16 protein-coding genes and 1 pseudogene are annotated in these 17,704 nt (G+C 69.2%); 2 read left to right on the plus strand and 15 right to left on the minus strand.

Annotated features, from left to right (window positions below):
- Positions 1 to 554: 554 nt before the first annotated feature.
- The 10 genes and pseudogenes from ACLJRM_RS10795 to dacB all read right to left on the minus strand — a co-directional run.
- Positions 555 to 827: pseudogene (locus tag ACLJRM_RS10795) on the minus strand (GTP cyclohydrolase I); the annotation flags it as partial.
- Complete coding sequence (ftsH, locus tag ACLJRM_RS10800; protein ID WP_101611075.1) at positions 796 to 3,222, minus strand: ATP-dependent zinc metalloprotease FtsH; 2,427 nt, start codon at positions 3,220 to 3,222, stop codon at positions 796 to 798. The pseudogene ACLJRM_RS10795 and the gene ftsH, both read right to left, overlap by 32 nt.
- Before the next feature lie 201 nt (positions 3,223 to 3,423).
- Complete coding sequence (locus ACLJRM_RS10805) at positions 3,424 to 4,257, minus strand: ESX secretion-associated protein EspG (RefSeq protein ID WP_101611076.1); 834 nt, start codon at positions 4,255 to 4,257, stop codon at positions 3,424 to 3,426.
- A 182-nt stretch (positions 4,258 to 4,439) separates the two neighbouring features.
- On the minus strand, positions 4,440 to 5,234 hold the full coding sequence (locus ACLJRM_RS10810; protein ID WP_101613566.1) for an ESX secretion-associated protein EspG: 795 nt from the start codon (positions 5,232 to 5,234) through the stop codon (positions 4,440 to 4,442).
- Between the two features lie 65 nt (positions 5,235 to 5,299).
- Complete coding sequence (locus ACLJRM_RS10815; protein ID WP_101611077.1) at positions 5,300 to 6,679, minus strand: WXG100 family type VII secretion target; 1,380 nt, start codon at positions 6,677 to 6,679, stop codon at positions 5,300 to 5,302.
- A 17-nt stretch (positions 6,680 to 6,696) separates the two neighbouring features.
- Complete coding sequence (locus ACLJRM_RS10820) at positions 6,697 to 7,062, minus strand: hypothetical protein (RefSeq protein ID WP_101611078.1); 366 nt, start codon at positions 7,060 to 7,062, stop codon at positions 6,697 to 6,699.
- 144 nt (positions 7,063 to 7,206) lie between these two features.
- Positions 7,207 to 7,770, minus strand: a complete 564-nt coding sequence (gene hpt / locus ACLJRM_RS10825) for a hypoxanthine phosphoribosyltransferase (protein WP_093933323.1) — start codon at positions 7,768 to 7,770, stop codon at positions 7,207 to 7,209.
- Positions 7,771 to 7,783: 13 nt separating this feature from the next.
- On the minus strand, positions 7,784 to 8,758 hold the full coding sequence (gene tilS / locus ACLJRM_RS10830) for a tRNA lysidine(34) synthetase TilS (RefSeq protein ID WP_101611079.1): 975 nt from the start codon (positions 8,756 to 8,758) through the stop codon (positions 7,784 to 7,786).
- The gene (locus ACLJRM_RS10835) at positions 8,755 to 9,783 is read right to left on the minus strand and encodes a zinc-dependent metalloprotease (protein ID WP_101613567.1); all 1,029 of its coding nucleotides are present in this window, start codon (positions 9,781 to 9,783) and stop codon (positions 8,755 to 8,757) included. The genes tilS and ACLJRM_RS10835 overlap by 4 nt, the downstream gene beginning before the upstream one ends.
- Before the next feature lie 109 nt (positions 9,784 to 9,892).
- On the minus strand, positions 9,893 to 12,004 hold the full coding sequence (gene dacB, locus ACLJRM_RS10840; protein WP_410662938.1) for a D-alanyl-D-alanine carboxypeptidase/D-alanyl-D-alanine-endopeptidase: 2,112 nt from the start codon (positions 12,002 to 12,004) through the stop codon (positions 9,893 to 9,895).
- A 151-nt stretch (positions 12,005 to 12,155) separates the two neighbouring features.
- On the opposite strand from dacB, the gene ACLJRM_RS10845 reads away from it, so the two are divergent.
- The gene (locus ACLJRM_RS10845; protein WP_101611081.1) at positions 12,156 to 12,674 is read left to right on the plus strand and encodes an inorganic diphosphatase; all 519 of its coding nucleotides are present in this window, start codon (positions 12,156 to 12,158) and stop codon (positions 12,672 to 12,674) included.
- A gap of 97 nt (positions 12,675 to 12,771) precedes the next feature.
- On the opposite strand, the gene glyA is transcribed toward ACLJRM_RS10845, so the two are convergent.
- The 5 genes from glyA to ACLJRM_RS10870 form a co-directional block, all read right to left on the minus strand.
- Positions 12,772 to 14,040 (minus strand): serine hydroxymethyltransferase, encoded by a 1,269-nt coding sequence (glyA, locus tag ACLJRM_RS10850; RefSeq protein ID WP_101611082.1) that lies wholly within the window; start codon positions 14,038 to 14,040, stop codon positions 12,772 to 12,774.
- Positions 14,041 to 14,149: 109 nt separating this feature from the next.
- Positions 14,150 to 14,401 carry a hypothetical protein gene (locus tag ACLJRM_RS10855; protein WP_410662939.1) on the minus strand — a complete coding sequence of 84 codons (252 nt, stop codon included), beginning with the start codon at positions 14,399 to 14,401 and terminating at the stop codon, positions 14,150 to 14,152.
- Between the two features lie 117 nt (positions 14,402 to 14,518).
- On the minus strand, positions 14,519 to 15,040 hold the full coding sequence (locus tag ACLJRM_RS10860; RefSeq protein ID WP_410662940.1) for a gamma carbonic anhydrase family protein: 522 nt from the start codon (positions 15,038 to 15,040) through the stop codon (positions 14,519 to 14,521).
- Positions 15,041 to 15,150: 110 nt separating this feature from the next.
- A complete protein-coding gene (locus tag ACLJRM_RS10865) occupies positions 15,151 to 16,377 on the minus strand; it encodes a M14 family metallopeptidase (RefSeq protein WP_410663176.1) in 1,227 nt (408 codons plus the stop codon).
- Positions 16,378 to 16,493: 116 nt separating this feature from the next.
- Positions 16,494 to 17,081: a TetR/AcrR family transcriptional regulator gene (locus ACLJRM_RS10870; RefSeq protein ID WP_101611086.1), complete on the minus strand. Its 588-nt coding sequence runs from the start codon at positions 17,079 to 17,081 to the stop codon at positions 16,494 to 16,496.
- 123 nt (positions 17,082 to 17,204) lie between these two features.
- Between ACLJRM_RS10870 and ACLJRM_RS10875 the strand changes: the two genes are divergently transcribed.
- Complete coding sequence (locus ACLJRM_RS10875; RefSeq protein ID WP_101611087.1) at positions 17,205 to 17,669, plus strand: GreA/GreB family elongation factor; 465 nt, start codon at positions 17,205 to 17,207, stop codon at positions 17,667 to 17,669.
- Positions 17,670 to 17,704 lie beyond the last annotated feature (35 nt).

The following is a 17,704-nucleotide window of genomic DNA, read 5'->3' on the forward strand; positions in this document are numbered from 1 at the left end:
CCGACATACTGGCGCATCAGGTCCGCCAGGAACGACGAGACGACGCGCACCCGGAATCCCGGCACGTCACGTCCCAGGTAGCCCGACGGCCGTGTGACCGGTTCGAGCTTCGCCTCGATTCCGAAGGCACGGTAGAGCGACTCGGCGTACTTCTTCGCGAAGTCGCGGTCGTTCACCACCAGCGAGACATACCGCTCAGCGACAGTCCCATCCGAACAGACGGTGCCGATCACATAGCCGAAGTCGTACCCGAACACCGGCTTCCACCGATCCCGGCTGAGCTTGCGCGCGTGAGTCCACTCGATGAACGAGCCTTCGACGTCCTTGGCTTCCATCCATCCCTTCGGCGTCGCCAAAGGATGGTCGGGTGTGACCTTGAAGCTTCCGCCCGAGGTCTTGACCTCCACCAGCTCGCGAGTCTGGTGCGAACTGATCTCGGTCACCGTGGTCTCTTCGACCTGGCCGCCTGCGAGAGTCCACAGCTTGTCGCCGACTTCGACCTCGGCAGCCTGCTTACGGCCACCGACAGCGTTCACCGTCTGCTTGCTGGGCACGCAGGTCGAGAACATCGGGATGTCCGTCACCAGGACGAGTTCTTCGTGCGCCTCGTCGAACGTGCGGTCCAGCACGTGGTCCGGCTCGGTGTAGAGCCCGGCGAACATTTCCCGGTAAGCGCGAGCGACCCGGGCCGGGGTCTCCAAGAGACCGTCCCGGTCCGGGTCCTCACCACAGGCGAGCAGGAGTTCGCGTACGGCTTTCTCGGCCCGCTCTTGGTCGAAGACCGGGCTTTCGCCGTTAACGCTTGGTGTCGTCCTGTCCGTCGTCACGCCGTTGCTGTCCTTCGTCCTGCTGACCGCCAGGCTGGCCCGGCTCGCCGCCGAACCAGGTGTCGCGCGGACGGTCTTCGGCGGGACGCCAGGGCTGGTTCGGTTGTCCGCCCGGCTGAGTCGCCGGGGTCCATCCGGGAGGAGCCCCGTAGTTCGGCGGACCGCCAACGGGCCCACCCTGATAACCGCCTGCCGGACCGCCCGGCTGCTGCCCACCATATGCCTGGGGCCAGTGGCCGGTGCCGTTCGGCCCACCGTTCGGGCGGCCACCGTTGGGGTAGGCGCCCGGCTGCGGCGGAGCGTAGGGGTTGGCGTTCGGGTCCGGCGGCGGGACCGGGGCCGCGTACGGCGGGCCACCGGGAAGGTCGCCGCCACCCTGCGCGGTGCCGACCGGGGTCGGCGCCGGCTGCAGCACCGGCTGCTCCTTCTTCTCCTCCGGCGGGGGCCACGGCTCGCCGCGCTCCATCGCCAGCTCGCCGGGGGTCTTGATCGGCGGCTTGTCCGACGGCTTCCGCTCGCCGAACTCGTTGAAGATGGTGATGTGCGGGCGCTTCTCGACGGTCGCGAAGATCCGCTCGAGATCCTTGCGGGTCAGCGTCTCCTTCTCGAGGAGTTCGATGACCAGCTCGTCCAGCACGTCGCGGTAGGTGCTCAGCACGTGCCACGCCTCGGTGTGCGCGGTCTCGATGAGCTTGCGCACCTCCTCGTCGATCTCGTGCGCGACCTCGAGCGAGTAGTCCGCCTGGCGGCCCGCCGAGCGGCCGAGGAACGGGTCGCCCTGCTCCTGGCCGTACTTGACGGCGCCGAGCCGGGCGCTCATGCCGTATTCGGTGACCATCGCGCGGGCGATCTTGGTCGCCTGCTCGATGTCGGAGGAGGCACCGGTGGTGGGCTCGTGGAAGACGAGCTCCTCCGCCGTCCGGCCGCCCATCGCGAAGACCAGGCGCCCGATCATCTCCGAACGGGTCATCAACTCCTTGTCGTCCTCCGGGACGAGCAGGGCGTGACCGCCGGTGCGCCCGCGCGGCAGGATCGTCAGCTTGTAGACCGGCTCGATGTCCGGCATCGCCCACGCGGCGAGCGCGTGCCCGCCCTCGTGGTAGGCCGTGATCTTCTTCTCCTTCTCGGAGATGATCCGGCTCTTGCGGGCGGGGCCGCCGACGACGCGGTCGACCGACTCCTCCAGTGCCTCGTCGGTGATCACGTGCCCGTTCTGGCGGGCGGTGAGCAGCGCGGCCTCGTTGAGCACGTTCGCCAGGTCGGCGCCGGACATGCCGACGGTCCGCTTGGCGAGGCCGCTCAGGTCGGTGCCCTGCGCGATCGGCTTGCCCTTGGCGTGCACCTCGAGGATCGCCCGGCGACCGCGCATATCCGGTGCGGACACCGGGATCTGGCGGTCGAAGCGGCCGGGACGCAGGAGCGCCGGGTCGAGGATGTCGGGCCGGTTGGTGGCGGCGATCAGGATGATGCCGCCGCGCGCGTCGAAGCCGTCCATCTCGACGAGGAGCTGGTTCAGCGTCTGCTCACGTTCGTCGTGACCGCCGCCGAGGCCGGCGCCACGCTGGCGGCCGACCGCGTCGATCTCGTCGACGAAGATGATGCAGGGCGCGTTCTGCTTGGCCTGCTCGAACAGGTCACGGACCCGCGAGGCGCCGACACCGACGAACATCTCGACGAAGTCGGAACCGGAGATCGTGTAGAACGGCACGCCCGCCTCGCCGGCGACGGCTCGCGCGAGCAGCGTCTTACCGGTACCGGGCGGCCCGTAGAGCAGCACGCCCTTGGGGATCTTCGCGCCGAGTGCCTGGTAGCGCGCCGGGTTCTGCAGGAAGTCCTTGATCTCGTACAGCTCTTCGACGGCCTCGTCTGCGCCCGCGACGTCCCCGAAGGTCGTCTTGGGCATGTCCTTGTTGAGCTGTTTGGCCTTCGACTTGCCGAAGTTGAGGACGCGGTTCCCGCCGCCCTGCGCGTTGTTCATCATCCACATCAGCAGGCCCAGCACCAGCGCCAGCGGAATGGCGAAGATCAGGATCTGGGTGAGGACGTTCTGCTGGGTGACCTTGGTGGTGAACTTGACCGGGTTGTCGCCGTTCTTGAGGCCGATGAGCTGGCCGTAGATGTTGCCCGCGACGTTCGCCGGGTACTGCGCGATGATCTGGTCGACCTGCTGGCCTTCGACCTCGATCTTCTTGGTCAGCAGCAGCTTGATCTGCTGCTCCTTGTCCTCTTGCGAGGCTTCCTTGACGTTGTTCGCGGTGATCTGCTGATTCGCGATCGAGATCGGCACCTGGGTGTAGCCACGATCACTGTCGAAGATCGTGTTGTAGGCGAGAAACGCCAGTACCGCCGCGAGAATCCAGAGCACTGGGTTCTTGAGCACGCTCTTCCGGTTCATACGACTCGGCCCTGGTGGCCTCGACCCTTCCTGGTTGGGCGGCTCCTGTGATACCCGCCATCACGATCTTGACGACCCATGGTGCTCCGACACCCGCCCCTCAGGATACCGCCCGCCTGGACGGACGAGGGTGGTGAGCCTCTCGGACGTAAACGGCGGACGCCTCGTGAGGGTTCCCGGAGCGTGAACGCGCCAGTCACCCTAGCGTGTGTCGACCGCCACACCGGCGGCCATTTCACCGAGTCGCGTGCGGAGTGTCTTGACGTCGGCGGGCGAGACGGTGACCCATTCGCGGCCGTCCGGTCCGGCCTGTGACGTGCTGAGGTAGCGCCCGCTGACGGTGTCGAACCAGCCGAGGACGCGGGACCGCTGTTTGGCGCCGACCTGGGACCGGCTGTTCGCTGCGAGCTGACCGCCGCGCAGCCGGGGCTGGCCGGTGAGCTTGCCGAACGCCTCGCGCGGGTCCGCGGTGACGCGTTCACTGAGTGAGACGCGGGACTTGTCCTTACGACGGTTCTTGGCGGCTTCGGTCTCTTCGGCCTGCTTCGTCGGGTTGACGGCGGCGCGGATCGGCTGGGTGCGGCGGGCGTCGTCGATCGGCAGCGTGACGGACGCCTCGGAGCCGCGCTGACCCGGCGGCAGCACGTCGACGACCGCTGTCGGGAGCCCGTCCGCGGGCGCCTCGCGCAGCCAGATCCCGGACTGGTCCTGGATCGCGAGCACTCCGTCGCGACCGTCGGTGGCGCCGAGGACGGCGATCGTCGGGGCCTGGAACTCGGGGATGTGCAGCGCGTCGATGGTCAGCGAGCCGCGGGCGAGGAGGTACAGCCAGTCCTCGATCTTCGACTCGAGCCTTCCCCTGTTGTCGCGGAGGCCGCGGGCCTGGAGCTCGACTTCGGCACGGCTGCGCAGCGCCCGGCGCTCGGCCTCGGTCGCGCCGTGCGAACGCACGCGCAGCGGATAAGGCAGGTCGCCGAGTTCGGCGGACTCCCAGAGGAAGTCGAACGCCAGCGGCGTGAAGTGTTCCTGATGCATTGCTCCGTGCCCTCCCGGCACCTTGGCTCCTGGGCCTCGGGACGCCCAGGGGGTTCACGATAGCGAAGGGGTACGACAGTCGTCGGCCGGATGCGGATAGTGGTCCGGCGAGAACGCAATGAAGGGGACTTTCCTCGCAAATTTCGCAAGGAAAGTCCCCTTCATTGCACGGGCGGAAGGGCTCAGCGGGCGGGAGAGGCGTCGGCCGCGATCTTCCCCAGCATCTCCGTGAGCCGGTGGCGCAGCGTCGCCGGATCCGCGGGCGCGATGGTGATCCAGTCGCGACCGTCGGAACCGCGGGTGGCCTGGGTGAAGTAACGGCCCGACTGCGTGTCGAACCAGCTCAGCACCGAAGACCGGCTCCGCGTGCCGTGCTTGCTGCGCGCGTTGGCGCCGAACTGGCCCCCGCGCAGCCGCGGCTGCGCCTGGAGCCGAGAGAGTGCCTTGCGGTCCTCGTCGGACGTCGCCGTACCGTCGACCTGCGGCTGGCGACGCTGGAGGAAGTCCGCCCCCGAAGCGCCGACGAGCCCGTCCAGCGGGAGGGTGATCGACTTCTCCGTGCCGCGCGAACCCGGCGGCAGGAGGGAGACGATCGCGCTCGCGAGGCCGTCCGGGGCGATGGGGTGGAAGTGGAAACCGCGCGGGTCCTGCACCGTCAGGAGGCCTTGCCCGCCGAGCAGTGACGCGACCGCGAGCAGCGGTTCGGTGTTGGGATTGTTGAGCTGGACGCAGTCCAGGCTCAGATCCGGCCTCGCGAGGACACCGAAGAAGTCCTCGATGTGGGGTTCGGGGCGCCCCCGGTCGTCGGCGAGACGGCGCTGGCTCAGTGACTGGAACGTCTGCGCCCGCAGGGCGGCGCGCTCGTCCACGGTCGCCCCGTGCGAGCGGAGCCGCAGCGGGTACGGCAGCTCTCCGGCGTTCGCGGTCTCCCACAGGAAGTCCAGCTCGACCGTGGTGAGCAGCTCACCGTTCGCCATCATCAGCCCCCAAACAAGTCAGCGGGCGCGCGGCCGATGAGGCCGCGCGCCCGGTGAGAACCGCTTTAGCGATCGTCGTCTTCGGTCCAGGCACCGATGACCGGCGGCGGGGTCGCCTCGTTGGCACCGAAGGCGTCGTCCGGGTCCGGCTCGATGAGGAACGACGCGTGCGTGTGCTCCTCTTCCTGCTCGGCCTGCGCGCCGTGGGCGCCCATGCCCATGCCGCCGCCCATGCCCTGCATCGGCGGGGTGGCACCGCCGCCGATGGTGCCGCTGGAGGACACGATGCCCTGCTGCGGCACGGCCTGGGACGCGGCGCTCTGCGCGGGCGCGTTGTCGGTCGCCGCGGCGTCGGTGCTGTCGGTGTCCTTCGCGCCGGACTTGTTGCCCTGTCCGAGCGCCTTGGCACCGGCGTAACCGAGGCCGCCGCCGACCGCGGCCGCCGTGAGCGCCTGGCCGAGACCGTTGCCGCCGTTCGCCGGGGCGTGCGGGGCCATCGGCGCACCGGCGCCGGACGCCATACCGGCGCCAGGGCCGGGAGCGACACCCGAAGCCGGAAGGTTCCCGGTGGCGGCGTTGTAGCCGGCCTGCGAGAACACACCCGAGTCCGGACCGCCGTGGACGGCCGCCGCGGGCGAACCAGCCTGCACGCCGCCGTAGCCGTGCGTGCCGGCGAGGACGGGGGTGCCGGAGACGGCGCCCGAGTTGAGGCCACCGCCGCCGACGTTGCCGACACCGCTGAACGAAGCGCTGTTGTGCGAAGCGGTCGGCTTCATGCCGAGGGATTCGGGGCCGAAGCTCGGGGTCGAGCTGTCGACCTCGCTCATCTCCTTGGTGTAGGCCTCGAGGAACCTGGCCTGCTCCGCCCGCACTTCCTTGTCCTGGTCGGCGAGGGGCTTCTGGTCGGTGATCATGCCGACCGGGCCAGCCGCGAGAGCCGCGCCCAGCGCACCCTCGGGGGTGTAGCTGGTCGGCTTCGGCATGAGCTTGACCTTGGTGGCCGCGTCGGCCTGCTTCTGCAGCCTGTCCGACATCGTGTGCGCGGCCTCGGAGGCCTGCGAGCCCGAGTTCGCGATGGCGACCAGCGAACCCTGCGCGCTCGCCGCGCCCTGCCCGATCCAGGCGGCGCCCAGTTCGGAGATCGCGTTGTAGAGGTCGTTCGACGCCTGGCTCAGCTTGGAGCCGTGCGAGGTCCACGACTGGCTGATCGACGTCGCGGTGCTGGGGTCGTTGCCGACGTTGGCCTGGTCCCACAGCTCCTGGCTGGTCGGGGCGCTCTCCCAGTTCGGCGGGTTGGTGATGGCGCGGTCGGCGCCGATGTCGAACCCGTCCGAACGCCCGCGAGCGGACGAGACGATGCCCGCGGCCTGCGAGTTGTCGCCGAGCTGGACCGGGGTGCTGCTGGTGTTCTCGCCGAAAGAGTCGGCACTGTGCTTCGGTGGCATGGCTTTCTGACTCCCCCTCAGACGTTCCGGAACGGCTCGGCCGCGGCCTGGTCGATCTCGTGGTAGCGGGCCATCGCGGTGACGATGCCGGACTCGGCCGCCTCGTACTGCTGGTACAGGTTCTGGAGAGCGGCGGCGTACGAGTCGCCGCCGCCGTCGGCGCGGTTCGCGACCTTCGCGGCGATGGCGTTGCCGACCGGGTTGTTGCCCAGCTTCGGCGCCTGCCCGAGGTCACCGGCACGCTGGAGCAGCGCCTCGACGGCGTCCTTGCCGGTCCGGATCTTGTTCAGTGCGGTCTGGGCCGCGTCCGGGTCGATCCCGACCTGGCCCTGGGCCGCGGCGTTCTTGAACGCGTTCGCGTCCGCCAAGCTGCTGTTCCCCATCTGAGCTCTCTCCGTTTCCCCCGGGCCAGGTCACGACTGATTCGTGACGAAGGTCTTCGCATAGGTTAACGCACTTGATCGCAGCCTATGACGCGTTCGCCGTGCTCAGGGTTCCGCATTTCCGCCGATGCGGGCAAGCGGTTCTCAGGACGTGTAAACGTGCGGATCCAGGGTGCCGATGTAGGGCAGGTCCCGGTAACGCTCCGCGTAGTCGAGGCCGTATCCGACTACGAATTCGTTGGGAATGTCGAACCCGATGTACTTGACCGGTACATCGACCTTGACCGCTTCCGGCTTGCGCAGGAGCGAGACGACCTCGAGCGAGGCCGGGTTGCGGCTGGCGAGGTTCTTCAGCAACCAGGACAGCGTGAGCCCGGAGTCGACGATGTCCTCGACGATGAGCACGTCGCGGCCGGCGATGTCGCGATCGAGGTCCTTGAGGATCCGCACCACGCCGGACGACGAGGTCGCCGAGCCGTAGGAGGAGACCGCCATGAACTCGAGCTGTGAAGGAAGAGGAAGTGCCCTGGCGAAGTCGGTCATGAACATCACCGCGCCCTTGAGCACCCCGACGAGCAGGAGGTCTCCCTGCCCCGAACCGGGGCCGTCGGCCGGGTAGTCCGCGGCGACCTTCGCGGCCAGCTCGGCGATCTTGTCGTTGATCTGCTGCTCGGTGACGAGCACGGAGGCGATCTCGCCTTCGTACACAGGACGATCCCCTCTAGGTGGTGGATTGGGGTGCTTCGACCGAGAGCCTGCCATGCGCCCGGGTGGCCACCAAGTCGCCGGGTAGCCAAACGCCCCCCTGACCCCGCCAATTGCCCACCAGGGCATCGACCGAACGGAGATGGGCGTCGGTCAGTTCGCGGACCCCGGAGTCCAGCAGCCACCTGCGGAGGACGCGCCGCCGCAGCGCTGGCGGCTCGGTGGCGAGCACCGCGACGTCGAGCCCCTCCTCGGTGAAAGCGCGCAGGTAGACCTCACCCGCGAGTGTGTCCAACGCCTCGGTGTCCTCGCGCAGTTGTGCCGCCGTCCGGGCGAGCGAAGCCGCGACACCGCCGGACAGCACATCCTCCAGAAGGGGCACTACTTCCGTTCGTAATCGGACACGCGTGAACCTCGGGTCCTCGTTGTGCGGGTCCTGCCACGGGTCGACGCCGAGCGCCCGGCAAGCCCGCCGGGTGGTGGCGCGGGTGACGCCGAGCAGCGGCCGTCCCCACGGCGGGTCGTGCGGCCTCATCCCGGCCAGCGAGCGCGGTCCCGAACCCCGGCCGAGACCGAGCAGGACGGTTTCGGCCTGGTCGTCGAGGGTGTGGCCGAGGAGGACGAGGCCGTGTCCGCCGGGAAGTGCCGAGCGCAGGGCGCCGTAACGGGCCCGGCGGGCGGCCGCTTCCGGTCCGCCCGGGCCCTCGACCTTCACCGTCAGCACCTCGGCGGTGTCGGCGCCCAGTTTCCGGGCCGTGTCCGCCGCCTTCGCCGCGATCCCGGCGGAACCGTCCTGGAGCCCGTGATCGACGACCAGCGCCCGCACCTTCAGGCCCGCTCGGGTACCGGTGAACGCGGCCGCTTCGGCGAGCGCGAGCGAATCCGCGCCGCCGGAGACGGCGACGCACACCTCGTCGGTGACCTTCGCCGACGCGAGGAACTCCCGCACGGCCGTCCGCACGGCCGCGATCGCCGGATCCGGCCCGCTCACCCGTGCAGGCGCCGCACCCAGGCCGCCGGATCGGTGATCTCGGCCCTGGTCGGCAAGGTGTTCGGCGACGTCCACACCGCGTTGAAGCCGTCCATGCCGACGGCGCCGACGACGTGCTTGGTGAACTTCGCGCCCTGTTCGTACTGGCGCATCTTCGCGTCCACGCCGAGCAGGCCGCGCAGCACGCGGTCGATCAGGCCGCCGCCCTTGCGCCGGGCGGTGAACCGCGACCGGATCAGCTCGACACTGGGCACGACCTGCGGCCCGACGGCGTCCATCACGAAGTCGGCGTGCCCCTCCAGCAGGGTGGAGAGCGCGAGCAGCCGGTCGAACACCGCGCGTTCGCCCGGCGACTGCAGGAGTTCGGCGAGACCGGCGCCGCTCGCCTTGCCCTTGCCGATCTGCTTGATGGTGTCCGGCAGGCGGCCGACCAGATCGCTCAGCCCGTCCGCGTCGCGGCCGGCGAGCCCGCCGATCAGGCGCTCGACTTCGTCGGCGAAGTAGTCGCGCAGCCAGGTGACCGCGGTGAACTGCAGCCGGTGGGTGCATTCGTGCAGGCAGACCCACAGCCGGAAGTCGTGGCCGGGCACGTCCATCGCGCGCTGGGCGGCGACCACGTTCGGCGCGACGAGCACCAGCTGGCCCCGGCGTTCCGGCCCGCCGAACGGGTCGTACTGACCGAGGACCCGCGACGCCAGGAACGCGAGCACCAGACCGGTCTGGACACCGGCGCCACCGGCCAGCACGGGCGCCAGCGGGCCGCCTTGGGCCTCCGGCAGCGCGCGGCCGGTGAGCGCGTCGAGCCCCGCGGCGGCCGAACGGACCCAGCCGGGCCTGTCGACGACTTCGGCGGGCAGCAGTGGCAGGTCGAGGCCGAGCCCGGTCAGCTCACGGACGTGCCCCTCCGCCTCGCCGGTCAGCTCGCGCAGATCGGCGACGGCTTCATCGGCCACTTCGCGGTCGACCACCGGTCCGCCGCGCACCAGGAGCGCGCCCGTCGAGGCGGCCAGGGACCAGTCGACCATCGAACGCGTCTTGGTCGGCGTTTCCTCACTCACTCTTATGACGCTACCCGCTGGAAGACCGAATTCCGCCTCGACTTCCTCACGCTCCGATTCCGGTCGCTCACCGGATTCAGCGACAACCGCATTTGTGCAGGGTCGCCGCGACGACGTCGAGTGCGGCCCGGCCCTTGTTCTGGTCCGAACCGGACGACATGAGCGCGAACACCAGCATGCGGCCGTCGGTGTCCAGCACCACGCCGGCCAGGGTGTTCACCCCGGACAGCGTCCCGGTCTTGCCCCGGACCCAGCCCCGGCCGGCCGCCGACGCCGGATCGCCGTAGCGCTTCTCCAGCGTCCCGCTGCCGCCCGCGACGGGGAGGCCCGCCAGCAGCGGCCGCAGTTTGGCCGTCCTCGGATCCTTGCCGTCCGGCGCCGCGGCGACCGCGAGAATCTCGCTGAGCACCTTGGCCGGGATCTTGTTCTGGTCGGACAACCCGCTGCCGTCGTTGATCTGGACTCCGGTCAGGTCGAAGCCTGCCTGCTTGAGCACGTCCAGGGTCGCGGCCGCGCCGCCGGCGAACGACGGCTCGGCGCCCTTGGCGAGCGCGATCTGGCGGGCGAGGACGTCGGCGAGCATGTTGTCCGAAAGCTGGAGCAGCGAGTTCGCGAACTCCGCCAGCGGCTGCGATTTGACCTCGCCGAGCACCTTCGCGTCCTTCGGCGCCGTCGTCGTGCCGCCCGCTTGGGCTTCGAGCTTCCCCGCGATCTTCTGGGTCAGCGCGGTCGCGGGATTGGCGATGCGGGGCGCGTGGTCGCTCTTCGGGTCGTTGCGGCCACCGTCGGCCATCACGGGGACGACCGGGGCCATGTAGGTGTTCCCGGCGATGGTGTCCTCCGGGTCCCAGCCCTTCGCGGACGTCGGCCCCTTGAACAGGCTGACGTCCAGCTGGACCTTGGAGATCTTGCCGCCGCTCGCCTTCTTGACCTGGGCGACGAGATCGTCGACGTGGGCGGCGCCCGGGTACAGCGGCGAGTCCGTGCCCAGGGGCAGCGAGGTCAGCGAGGGATCGCCGCCCGCGACGAGGATGACCGTGCCCGGATCGGCGCCCTGGACGATCTTCGTCGAGATCTGCGTCCCGTGGTCCAGCGACAGCAGCGCGGCCGCCACGACGAGGATCTTCGTGGTCGACGCCGGGGTCAGCGGGGTGCCGGAGTTCTTGTCCCAGAGGACGTCGCCGGTCGCCGCGTCCACCACGGTGCCGGTGAGCGTGCCGAGGTCCGCGGCACCGGCGGGCCCCGCCAGCGCGGCCGTGAGACCCGCTTTCGTCGGCGCGACGCCGTTGATGTCCGGCCCGTGCAGGACACGGGTGACCCCGGCGGGCTGGGGGATGTCGCCCCTCGGCGCGTTCGGCGCCCAGGGCAGGCCGAGCCGGTTCGACACCTTGGGCATCGCGGCGGCGCCGCCCACCCCGGCGAGCAGCAGGACGACGACCAGCCCCGTGATCAGCAGGACCTTGCGCTTGCGCTTCTTCGGCTTTGGCGCGGGGGCGGCCTCGGCGGCCGGAGGTTCCTCGGACGGCGGCTGGGGCTGCTGGATCCCGACAGTGGCTTCGGGGTCGAAACGCTCTTCGGCGGGCTCGATGCGGACCGGGCGCGCGTGCATGGTCGCGGACGGGACCTCCGCGGGACGCGGCGGCTCGACCCGGTTCTGCTCGGGCCGTCGCGACGGCTCCGGCGGCGGCTCCTGGAGCGAGGGCTCTGGGCGTTCCTGGCGCGGAGGCTCTTGACGCTGGGGTTCTGGGCGCTGGGGCTCTTGACGGGGCTCGGGTCTCGCGAGCTCGTGTTCACGCGTCGGAGTGGCGGCGCCCCGGTCGAACTGGTCCCAGTCCGGTTCGTCCGTCTGCCGCGGCTGGACGGGCTGGACGAAGACCGTCTTGGGCGCCTCGGGCTTCTCCGGCTCGACCGGCGTCACCGGCGCGAACGCGGACCACTGCGGGGTGGGCGTCTCCGGAATCTCGGGTTCGTCCTCGACCTCCACGACCGGCGAGAACCACGAGCCACTTTCGGGTGTGACCTTCGGCACTGAAAGCTCTTCGGTCTTGCCGTTCGCCAGACCCGACATGGGCAGCCAGACGGTGGCTTCACCGTCCCCCTTGGTGCCCTTGGGCTCGGCGGATGAGGTGTCCTTGTCGTCCGACGGCCACCTCGGGTCATCGTTTTCCGGCACGTAACGCTCCTTCATCCACCGTCCGGGGAAGGGGCCAAGCTCACATACGACCACATCGATGCGACCGCCCGAGCCCCCGTGGTCCACACTAGTGAAGACAAGACGATGATTTCGGTGAGCCGTCCGCGAGGCGGGGCGTACCAAAGACGAGAGCAGCGAGGCCGGCGTGGAATTCGACGTCACTATCGAAATCCCCAAGGGGGAGCGCAACAAGTACGAGGTGGACCACAAGACCGGTCGGATCAAGCTCGACCGGACCCTGTTCACCGCCACCCAGTACCCCGCTGACTACGGGTTCATCGACGACACCCTCGGCCAGGACGGCGACCCGCTCGACGTGCTGGTGCTCGTCCAGGAGCCGACCTTCCCGGGCTGCCTGATCCGCTGCCGCGCGATCGGCATGTTCCGGATGACCGACGAGAAGGGCCCGGACGACAAGGTCCTCGCCGTCCCGACGAACGACCCGCGCCTCGAGCACCTGCGCGACATCCACCACCTGAACGAGTTCCACAAGCTCGAGATCCAGCACTTCTTCGAGGTGTACAAGGACCTGGAGCCGGGCAAGAGCGTCGAGGGTTCGAGCTGGGTCGGGCGTACCGAAGCCGAGGCCGAGATCAAGCGTTCGTACGAGCGTGAGACCGACCGGCTGGCCAAGGAAGCCGTCGACGGTCCGGCCGCTCACTAGTTCGCAGAGCAGAGCTGAAGGGGCCCTTCACCGCATGTCATGCGGTGAAGGGCCCCTTTGCTGCGTCTTATGCGGGGAAAGCGTCCTTCAGCTCTCGCTAGGCCGAGTAACCCGGGATCGGGAACGGCGCCAGGAACTCGCGGATCTCGGCGGCGATGGTGTCCAGGGCGGCCTGTTCCTCGGCCGCCGCGGCGGTGATCGTGCGGTCGATCCACTCCGCCACCTTGACCTGGTGCTCCGGCTGGAGCCCGCGAGTGGTGATCGCGGAGGTGCCGAGCCGGATCCCGGACGGGTCGAACGGTTTGCGCGGGTCGAACGGCACGGTGTTGTAGTTCAGCTCGATCCCGGCCCGGTCGAGCGCCTGCGCGGCGGGCTTGCCCGGCACGTTCTTGTTCGTCAGGTCGATCAGCAGCAGGTGGTTGTCGGTGCCGCCGGACACGAGGTCGTACCCGCGCTCCACCAGCGCCTCCGCCAGCGCCCGGGCGTTGGCGACGATCGCGTGCGCGTAGTCGCGGAACTCCGGCTTCTGCGCTTCGCCCAGCGCGACGGCGATCGCGGCGGTCGTGTGGTTGTGCGGCCCGCCCTGCAGACCGGGGAACACCGCCTTGTCGACGGCCTTCGCGTGGTCGGCGTCGGAAAGGATCATCGCGCCGCGCGGGCCACGCAGCGTCTTGTGCGTGGTCGTGGTGATGACCTGCGCGTGCCCGACCGGCGACGGATGCGCGCCACCGGCGACGAGACCGGCGATGTGCGCGATGTCGGCGACCAGGACGGCGTCGACCTCGCGGGCGATCTCCGCGAACGCCGGGAAGTCGATGGTGCGCGGGATCGCGGTGCCGCCCGCGAAGATCAGCTTCGGCCGGTGCTGCAGCGCGAGTTCACGCACCTGGTCGAGGTCGACGCGGCCGGTCTCCTTGCGGACGCCGTAGCGCACCGGGGTGAACCACTTGCCGGTCGCGGACACGCTCCAGCCGTGCGTGAGGTGACCGCCGTCCGGCAGCGCCATGCCGAGCACGGTGTCGCCCGGCTTCGCGAAGGCGAGGTACACCGCCAGGTTCGCCGGGGAACCCGAGTACGGCTGGACGTTGGCGTGGTCGGCGCCGAAGACGGCCTTCGCCCGCTCGATGGCGAGGTTCTCGACCTGGTCGATGAGCTGCTGGCCCTCGTAGTACCGCTTGCCGGCGTAGCCCTCGGAGTACTTGTTGGTGAGGACGGTGCCGGTCGCTTCGAGCACCGCCTGGGAGACGTAGTTCTCGGAGGCGATCAAGCGGATCTTGTCGTGCTGGCGCTTCGCCTCGTCCTCGACGAGCCCGGCGATCTGCGGGTCCGCGGCGGCGAGCGCGGACAGTTCTGGCTGGTGTGTCATGGCGTACTCCGGCTCAGGAGTGGCCTTCACCCAGGCGCGCGGTGCCGGCCCGATTCGCTTCCCGGTGGTGCTCCACCTCAAATGCGCCAGTCGCTGGTGCCTCCGGAGCCTAGTGCACTCCACCGGGACGGGAGTCGGCATGCGGACGATGTCCGGCACACCAACGGCGGCTGCAGCCTGCCGCCCGATCGCAGAACGCCTCCGCGCAGACGGCGCAGCGTTCGATCCGCCGCCAGCCGCCGAACGCGACCAGTTCCGCCCCGGCGAGCCACGGATTCCCTTGCGCCAGCAGCCTTTCCGCGATCCCGAGTTCCGGGTCGAGATCGCGGAAAGGCGGGACGATCACGTGTTTGCGGGTCACGGTTCTTCGATCGCGACACCGGAAACCTTTTGCGGGGCGCCCTTCGCACCTGCGCGACGTACCTACGGCCTTGTGCCCCGCGGAAGGTTTCCGTCAGCGCTCGACAGACGAACAGAGTCAATCGATCGGCTTGATGCCTTCCGAGTGCCTGCGCGCCAGCTCCTGGTAGATCGCCGCGTTGTGCTCGACCCAGCCGCGGGCGGTGCCGTCGAGCGGGACGTGCTTCTTCGCCGGGCTGCCCATGGCGACGGTCTCCGGCGGGATGATCATCCCGGGCGTCACCGTGGCACCGGCCGCGACCAGGGCCTTCGCGCCGATCTGCGCCTTGTCGAGCACGATCGAGCCGTTCCCGATCAGCGCCTGCTCGCCGATCGTGCAGTCGTGCACGAGGCACTGGTGCCCGACGGTGACGTTCTTGCCGACCTCGGTCACGCCGCCGTTGACGTGGATGACCGAGTTGTCCTGGATGTTGGCGCCCTCGCGGATGAGGATCCGCCCGAAGTCGGCGCGCAGCACGGCGCCGTACCAGACGGAGGCGCCCTTTTCGACGACGACGTCGCCGATCAGGGTGGCGGTGGGGGCGATCCACGCTTCGGGATCCACCTGGGGACGCAGCCCCTCGAATTCGAACATCGGCATGTCCCGCACCCTATGCGCGGGAGCTGAAGGGGACCATGCCCGCATCTGATGCGACGAAGGGGCCCTTCACCGCATGGGATGCGGTGAAGGGCCCCTTCAGCTCAGCGCCGTCAGCCGATGGCGGTGTTCAGCAGGAGGTCCACGGCCTTGTCGTTACGCGTGGTCTCCCGGACGATCACCTCGTCGGGCGGGTAGAAACCGGGGTTGGAACCCCGCGGGTACATCTCGAAGGTGAAGCTCAGGATCTTGTGGGTGCCCCACATCCAGTCGTCGATCGTCCCGTCCGTGATGTACAGGTCGCTCGACTGCTGCGGGGTGTAGCCGTTGGTCGCCGCCAGCTGCCTGCCCAGCGTCTGGAAACGCTGCGCCTCGGCCGCCGTCATGCCCGGCGCGGTGTCGTTGTACGTGAAGCCGAACGGCCACAGGACGAGCTCCGAATAGGTGTGGAAGTCGATGCTCGCCTTGATCTGCTGGACGCCGCCGATCTTGCGCGAGTTCACGAAGTTGGACACCGCCCTGGTCTCCGGGGCGGAGAACGCCGAGGGACCGCGGTAGGTCTCGCTGGTCGTCGAACCCGACGAACCGCCGCAGCAGCCCCAGTTGTAGGCCCAGTTGCGGTTGGGGTCGGTGCCGTTGCCCTGGCGGTTCTTGCGCCAGTACTTGTAGCTGCCGCCGGAGATGTCGTACTCCGAACCGTCCGGGTTGACGTTCGGGATCACGTAGATCTCGGTACTGTCGACGAAGCGCTTGATCGCCGGGTCGGAGGCGTAGCCCTGGGTGAACCGGTTCACGATCCGCAGGCACATCTCGGTGGTGAGGTGCTCGCGCGCGTGCTGGTTGCAGGTGAAGAGGACTTCGGGCTCGGTCTCGTCGGTGGCGACGTTGTCGCTGATCTTGAGCATGTTCAGCGCGCGGTTCTGGAACGAGTTGCCGACGCTGCTCAGCCGCGCGATCGACCCGTAGTTCGCCTGCGCGTTGCGCAGTTCCGTGGTGACCTCGGCGTAGTTGTGGAAGCCGGAGTCCGACGGCGGGAAGTCGTTGATCGCGTTCGTGCCGACCTTCTCCGACCTGTCGACGACGCCGCGCTGCTCGACGCGGAAGCCGAGTGAGCGCACCTTCGCCGCGTCGCGCGCCTCGCCGATGAAGGTGGTCGTACCGCCCGCGGAACCGAGGACGTCGACGCCCAGCCGGGAGATCTGGGTGCGCTGCTGCGAAGTACCGGTACCGAAGACCTCGTAGATCTGGACCTGCGCGTCTTCGGCCTGCTGGTCGGCGGTCGCCGGACTCGCGGCGACCGGGATGGTGAACGCAGCGACGGCCGCGATCGCCACGGCCATGCACCGTCTTATGCGCATCGTCGTCTCCTAGCTCTCAGGCAAGGGAAGGGAACCTCACCATGGCGGGAGCCGACAGGAGCGAACAATCCGTAACGGTACGGATCTAATGCGTATTTCTACCCGTAGTTCGCGAAACAGAGCGCTTCGATGTCGCCACGCAGTGCGGCGAACGGCCGCCGCCGGACGCGCTGCTGGACGATCGCACCGAGCAGATAGGACAGTAGGGCCCGCGCCCGCGCGCGGGGGTCTTCGACGTCGAGCGGGGCGAGCAACTCGGCCAGCAGTTCGGTGATCGACGTGAGCATGACGTCGATCGCCTGCGGATGCTGCGCGCGGCCCGCGGCGATCCAGTATTCGAACCAGAGGAAGGCCGCGTTCGGGCGGCCGGAGAACTCGGACAGGAAGGCCTCGAGGGCGGCGAAGAGCCGCTCGTCCGGGTGATCGTGTTTCTCCGAAATTTTGCGCAAATCGGCGGTGAACGTTGTGATGTGCGCCGCCATCGCGCGGTCGATCAGGACGTCGATGTCCGCGAAGTAGTAATGAATCGCACTCTTCGTGAGCGGTCCGGCCTCCGCGATCGCGCGAACGGTGCAGCCCGCGAGCCCGTCCCTGGCGAGCACGACACGCGCCGCTTCGACGATCTGCTCCTGTTTCTGCAGCTGATTGGGGGAGAGCCGCACGCTGCGGCCGGGAACGGCGGTCACGAAGTTCCTTACACCAAGTAGTCAGGACGGGAGCCCTGAAGCTTAGGGCAAGCGTCCCGGACGATCACAGCGGGTGAAAAATCGAGGTGGCTAGCGGCCGATCTGTAGCGGACAATGCGCGGCATGGTGACCACAGGGGACAACGGGTTCAGCCCGGCGGCACGCCGGCAGCTGGAAAAGGAACTCGCCGATCTGCGTGCGCAGCGCGACGCGATGGCGCCGCTCGTCGGCGAACAGGAACGGACCGGCGACGCGGCCGACCAAGCGGAGGTGCTGGACCGCGCGGAGGCCGCCGCCTACCTCGAGCGGCGCATCTCGGATGTCGCCGCGAAACTCGAGCACGGCGGCCGCAACAGCAAGGGCCTGCTCCCCGACGGCACCACCGTCACCATCAGGTATTCCGACGGTGACGAGGAGGAGCTCCACATCGTCATGATCCCGGGCGAGGACGCCGACGCCTTCACGGTCACCTCGGACAGCCCGCTCGGCCTCGCGCTCGTGGGCGCCAAGGAGGGCGACGAGATCAAGTACCGGACGCCGCGCGGCGAGACCAGCGCCACCGTCGTCACCCTGAAGCCGCCTGCCTGACCTTTCGCGCGTGAAGGCCCCCTTGCCGCGGCAAG

It is taken from the genome of Amycolatopsis sp. lyj-84, from assembly GCF_046549075.1.
In the GTDB taxonomy this organism is placed as follows: Bacteria; Actinomycetota; Actinomycetes; order Mycobacteriales; family Pseudonocardiaceae; genus Amycolatopsis.